This is a genomic window from Kluyvera ascorbata ATCC 33433, assembly GCF_000735365.1.
Lineage (GTDB): Bacteria > Pseudomonadota > Gammaproteobacteria > Enterobacterales > Enterobacteriaceae > Kluyvera > Kluyvera ascorbata.
In genome coordinates this window covers 1-4,425 of the sequence record NZ_JMPL01000193.1, presented here as the reverse complement: position 1 = coordinate 4,425, position 4,425 = coordinate 1, and the positions used below count along the sequence as shown (strand labels likewise).

Annotated in this window: 3 protein-coding genes and 1 pseudogene; all 4 read left to right on the top strand. The window is 56.0% G+C overall.

What is annotated here, in order from left to right:
* Positions 1-42 precede the first annotated feature (42 nt).
* Positions 43-1,437 (top strand): undecaprenyl-phosphate glucose phosphotransferase, encoded by a 1,395-nt coding sequence (wcaJ, locus tag GKAS_RS22780; RefSeq protein ID WP_035897740.1) that lies wholly within the window; start codon positions 43-45, stop codon positions 1,435-1,437.
* A gap of 9 nt (positions 1,438-1,446) precedes the next feature.
* Entirely contained in the window at positions 1,447-2,928 is a 1,482-nt protein-coding gene (locus tag GKAS_RS22775; RefSeq protein ID WP_035897738.1) for an MOP flippase family protein, read from the top strand.
* A 30-nt stretch (positions 2,929-2,958) separates the two neighbouring features.
* Positions 2,959-4,239, top strand: coding sequence for a colanic acid biosynthesis pyruvyl transferase WcaK (wcaK, locus tag GKAS_RS22770; RefSeq protein ID WP_035897736.1), 1,281 nt, complete (start codon positions 2,959-2,961; stop codon positions 4,237-4,239).
* Positions 4,236-4,425 (top strand): annotated as a pseudogene (locus tag GKAS_RS22765) (colanic acid biosynthesis glycosyltransferase WcaL); the annotation flags it as partial. The gene wcaK and the pseudogene GKAS_RS22765, both read left to right, overlap by 4 nt.

The window sequence follows — 4,425 nt, the reverse complement described above, 5'->3', positions numbered from 1 at the left end:
GAGAGGGTCGGGGCGAGGGAAAACGACGAAATAGGACCGACGATGACGACTCTAAAAAAGCGCGAACGAGCCAAAACGAATGCATCGTTAATCTCCATGGTGCAACGTTTTTCAGATATCACCATCATGATAGGTGGGCTGTGGCTGGTGTGTCAGGCGGTCGCGTTGCCGTTTTTGTACCTGCATCTGTTGATGGCACTGGTCACGCTGGTGGTATTCCAGATGATTGGTGGGATCACTGATTTTTATCGTTCATGGCGCGGCGTCCGTATTACCACTGAGCTACTGCTGTTGCTGCAAAACTGGACGCTGAGCTTAGTCTTTACCGCTGGGCTGCTGGCGTTTAACGACGACTTTAATACCAACTTCTCCATGTGGCTGGCCTGGTATCTGCTGAGCACCATTGGCATGCTGGCGAGCCGGGCGTTCATCCGCTACGGCGCGGGCGTGTTGCGCCATCGTGGTTATAACACCCGCTATGTGGCGGTGGCCGGTGATATGCCGGAAGGGCAGGCGCTGCTGGAAAGCTTCCGCAATCAGCCATGGCTCGGCTATGCGGTAGTCGGCTGCTATCACGATGCGAAACCAGGCGGCGTTAACACTGACTGGATGGGCAACTTTGAACAGCTGCTGGACGATGCGCGTAACGGCAAAATCCACAACGTCTATATCTCCATGGCGATGCAGGACGAAATCCAGATTAAAAATCTGGTGCGCGACTTAGCGGACACCACCTGCACCGTGCTGCTGATCCCTGACGTCTTCACCTTCAACATCCTGCATTCGCGCGTCGAAGTGGTGAACGGTATTCCCGTTGTTCCGCTGTACGACACGCCGCTCTCTGGCGTGAACCGCATCCTGAAACGGCTGGAGGATATCGTGCTGGCCAGCGGCATTCTGCTGCTTATCTCACCGGCGCTGTGCTGCATCGCGTTGGCGGTGAAGCTGAGTTCGCCGGGGCCAATCATCTTCCGTCAGACCCGTTATGGCATGGACGGCAAATCTATCAAGGTATGGAAATTCCGCTCCATGAAGGTGATGGAGAACGACAAAGTGGTCACGCAGGCGACGCAGAACGACCCGCGTGTGACACGTGTAGGCAACTTCCTGCGTCGAACTTCTCTCGATGAACTGCCGCAGTTTATCAACGTTCTTACCGGCGGAATGTCTATCGTCGGCCCACGTCCGCACGCGGTGGCGCACAACGAACAGTATCGTCAGTTGATTGAGGGCTACATGCTGCGCCACAAAGTGAAGCCCGGTATTACCGGCTGGGCGCAGATCAACGGCTGGCGTGGCGAGACCGACACCCTGGAAAAAATGGAAAAACGCGTGGAGTTCGACCTCGAATACATCCGCGAGTGGAGCCTGTGGCTCGATATCAAAATTGTTTTCCTGACGGTGTTTAAAGGCTTCGTCAATAAAGCAGCCTATTGAGGACGTAACATGGGCTTACGAGAAAAAACCATTAACGGCGCGAAATGGTCGGCGATGGCAACGGTGGTGATTATTGGCCTCGGGCTGGCGCAGATGACCGTGCTGGCGCGGCTGTTTGACGGCCATCAGTTTGGTCTGCTGACCGTGTCGCTGGTGATAATCGCGCTGGCGGACACGCTGTCGGATTTCGGCATTGCCAACTCGATTATCCAGCGTAAAGCAATCAGCCACCTGGAGCTGACCACGCTCTACTGGCTGAATGTGGGCCTCGGAGTGGTGGTCTTTGCGGCGGTCTATCTGCTGAGCGATACCATCGCCAATCTGCTTAACAATCCGGACTTAGCGCCCCTGATTAAAACCTTGTCGCTGGCGTTCGCGGTGATTCCCCACGGCCAGCAGTTCCGCGCGCTGATGCAAAAGGAGCTGGAGTTCAACAAGATTGGTTCCATTGAGACCGCCGCCGTGCTGTCGGGCTTCACCTTTACGGTGGTGAGCGCCTGCTTCTGGCCGCTGGCGATGACAGCCATTCTCGGTTATCTGGTGAACAGCGCGGTGCGTACGCTGCTGTTCGGCTACTTTGGCCGCAAAATTTACCGTCCGGGTCTGCATTTTTCGCTAGCTACCGTGATGCCCAACCTGCGTTTTGGCGCGTGGCTAACGGCGGACAGCATCGTTAACTATATCAACACCAATCTCTCTACCCTGACGCTCGCACGCATTCTCGGGGCGAGCGTGGCGGGTGGCTACAACCTGGCCTATAACGTGGCGGTGGTGCCACCAATGAAGCTCAACCCGATCATCACCCGCGTGTTGTTCCCGGCGTTTGCCAAAATTCAGGACGATAACGACAAACTGCGGGTGAACTTCTACAAGCTGCTGTCGGTGGTGGGGATTATCAACTTCCCGGCGCTGCTGGGGCTGATGGTGGTGAGCAATAACTTTGTACCGCTGGTGTTTGGCGAGAAGTGGATGCACATCGTACCTATCCTGCAATTGCTGTGCGTGGTGGGGCTGCTGCGCTCGGTAGGTAACCCGATTGGCTCGCTGCTGATGGCCAAAGCGCGCGTGGATATCAGCTTTAAATTCAACGTGTTTAAAACCTTTCTGTTTATTCCTGCGGTGATTGTCGGCGGAGAGATGGGCGGCGCGATTGGCGTCACGCTCGGCTTCCTGCTGGTGCAAATCATCAACACCATTCTCAGCTACTTCGTGATGATAAAACCGGTGCTGGGGCCGGGCTACCGTGACTACCTGCTGAGCCTGTGGCTGCCGTTCCGGCTTTCACTACCAACGCTTATCACCAGCTATGCGGTCGGCCGACTGCTGGCGGACAGCGTGTCGCTGCCGATGCTACTGGCGTTACAGGTGCTGGTTGGCGTGCTCAGCTTTGCGCTGGTGATTGTGCTGTCGCGCAATAGCCTGCTGATTGAACTTAAAAAACCGCTCTGTCGGAGCCAGAAACTGAAGACGCTGCTACGCGTCCCTAATTGATTTGCTTGAAACCCCTTTGATGAGGCCATGATGAAATTATTAATTTTGGGAAATCACACCTGCGGCAACCGCGGCGATAGCGCCATTATGCGCGGGCTGCTCGATGCCATCGTCCGCCAACAGCCGGACGTTGAAATGGACGTGATGAGCCGTTTCCCTGTCAGTTCTTCCTGGTTGCAGGGGCGTGAGATTATCGCCGATCCGCTGTATCAGCTGAGCCAGAAGCAGCAGGCGGCAGGGGGCATGAGCGGGCGCGTGAAGAAAGTGCTGCGCCGCCGCTTCCAGCACAAGATCCTGCTGGCGAAGGTGACCGGAGAGGGCAAACTGCGTAACTTTGAAATTGCGCCGGAGTTCCATGAGTTTGTGCGCTTTCTCGGCAATTACGATGCGATTATCCAGGTTGGCGGCTCGAACTACGTCGATCTTTACGGCTTGACCCACTTTGAATACCCGCTGTGCGCTTTTATGGCCAATAAGCCGATCTACATGATTGGCCACAGCGTAGGGCCGTTCCAGAATCCGGACTTTAACCAGCTAGCGAATTACACCTTTGGCCGCACCAATGCGCTGATCCTGCGTGAGACGGTGAGCCGCGAGCTGATGGCAAAAGCGGAGATTGATACCTCGAAAGTGGAGCAGGGGGTGGACACCGCCTGGCTGGTTGAGCACCGTAACGATAGCTTTGAACCGAGCTACGCGGTGCAGCACTGGCTGAACCTGACCGCACAGCGCAAAACCGTGGCGATTACCCTGCGCGAGCTGGAGCCGTTCGATAAACGCCTTGGCACCACCCAGCAGGCGTACGAAAAAGCCTTTGCCGAGGTGGTGAACCGCATGATTGCTGACGGTTATCAGGTGCTGGCGCTCTCAACCTGTACCAGTATCGACCGTTATAACCGCGATGACCGCATGGTCGCGCTGCGTATGGCGCAGTTTGTGGAAAACCGCGAGCATTTCCATATCGCCATGGATGAACTGAACGACGTGGAGATTGGCAAGATCCTCGCCTCCTGCGAGCTGACCATCGGCACACGTCTGCATTCGGCGATTATCTCCATGAACTTTGGCACCCCGGCGATTGCCATTAACTACGAGCACAAGTCCGCAGGCATCATGCAGCAATTGGGGATGCCGGAGATGGCTATCGACATTCGCCACCTGTTGGATGGTTCGATGCAGAGCGTCGTTGGCGATATCCTTAATCAGCTTCCGGCGCTGGGTGAGCGCGTTGCCGCCGCAGTAGAAGGGGAACGCCAGAAGGGCTTCACCATGATCGAATCGGTGCTTAGCCGCATCCGGGAGGGCCGATGAAAGTCAGCTTCTTTCTGCTGAAATTCCCGTTATCGTCAGAGACCTTCGTCCTGAACCAGATTGTGGCGTTTATTGAGATGGGCTATGAGGTGGAGATTGTCGCTCTGCAAAAGGGCGACCTTACTAACACCCATGCCGCCTACACCCAGTATCAGTTGGCGGAGAAAGTCCGCTGGCTGCAGGATG